At 40.5% G+C, this 1,416-nt stretch carries 1 protein-coding gene; it reads right to left on the reverse strand.

Annotated elements, in window-relative coordinates:
- A partial coding sequence (locus FQU23_RS16090; RefSeq protein ID WP_165425783.1) for an immunoglobulin domain-containing protein occupies window positions 1-1,416 on the reverse strand: 1,416 nt, incomplete at both ends.

The raw sequence follows: 1,416 nt of genomic DNA on the forward strand, positions 1-1,416 counted from the left end.
CAAAATTGTGTCGCAGCATAATTTATAGTAGCCGTAGGAATTGCAGTAATAGTTACATTGGCAGTTGCTGTTACTGCACTGCAGCCTCCTGCGGCAAGAATTGTGTAGGTCACAAGGTAATTTCCTGCTGTACTACTACTAGGTGTTATTCCTCCTGTAGTGGAATTAATAGTTAATCCAGTGGGAGCTGAATATGTACCACCTGTATATGCATTAGTTCCAGATAAAGTAACTGCTTGTCCAGTTGCTGTATTCTTACAGTAAGGAGTTCCAGAATAGCTAATTGTAGCCGTTGGAAGTCCAGTAATTGTAATATTTGTTGTAGCAATCGCGGCTGCGCAACCTCCGCTTGTAGGTCCTGTATAGGTTACTGTGTAGTTTCCTGCCTTACTACTACTAGGTGTTATTTCTCCTGTAGTGGAATTGATAATTAATCCAGCCGGAGCTGTAAATGTTCCCCCGCTATAGGTATTTGTTCCACTTAATGTAACTGTTTGAACTCCAGTTATTGTTTTGCAAAATGGTGAGCCAGCATAACTTATGGTAGCGGTAGGAATTGCGGTGATAGTTACATTCGCAGTTGCCGTTACCTCACTACAGCCTCCTGCTGCAGCAATTGTGTAGGTGACAACATAACTACCTGCTATACTGGTGCTGGGTGTTATTGCTCCTGTTGAAGCATTTAAAGTTAATCCAGTAGGAGCTGAATATGATCCGCCAGTATACGCATTTGATCCCGATAAATTAACTGATTGCTCACTAGTAATATCGTTACAAAATGGAGTTCCCGCATAACTAATTGTTGCTTTTGGAACAGGGGTTACTGTAAGTGAAGCAGGATTGGAGAGAGTTTGTGAACAGCTACCACCAGGACTACTGATTACAACATCATAATTTCCTGCGTTACTAAGCAATAGTCCAGTAAAAGTAATAGTTGGTGTCGTAGCCCCTGAAATGTTTCCACCATTAGAGATTGGAATTCCATTTTTTCTCCAAACATAACTCGAAATATTACCTGTTGCCGTAACTGATAATGAAGTGTTTTTACCTTCACAATTTAACTGGGCAATAGGTTGGTTAGTTATTTCTATATCCTGATTTACAATGAGTACTGCATTCTCGGAGGTGACCGATGTACAAGGTGAAGTTCCACTTACAACTACTGTATAATTTCCTGCATCCACAGTACTCACATTAGGAATTGAATACGTATTAGATGTTGCCCCCAAAATATTTGCTCCTCCTTTTTTCCATTGATAAGTAAACCCTGTTCCTGTTGTTATTACTGAAAAACTAACAGGAAATCCAGAACAAACGGTTTGAGAAGGATTTGGTTGTGTATTTATTGCCGGTGGCTGATTTACCGTTACAGCAAAGTTTGCAGAGAGCGTTCCGTTACCACATGCGTTTGTTCCA

It is taken from the genome of Flavobacterium sp. XN-5 (assembly GCF_008033395.2).
Taxonomy (GTDB): Bacteria; Bacteroidota; Bacteroidia; order Flavobacteriales; family Flavobacteriaceae; genus Flavobacterium; species Flavobacterium hiemivividum.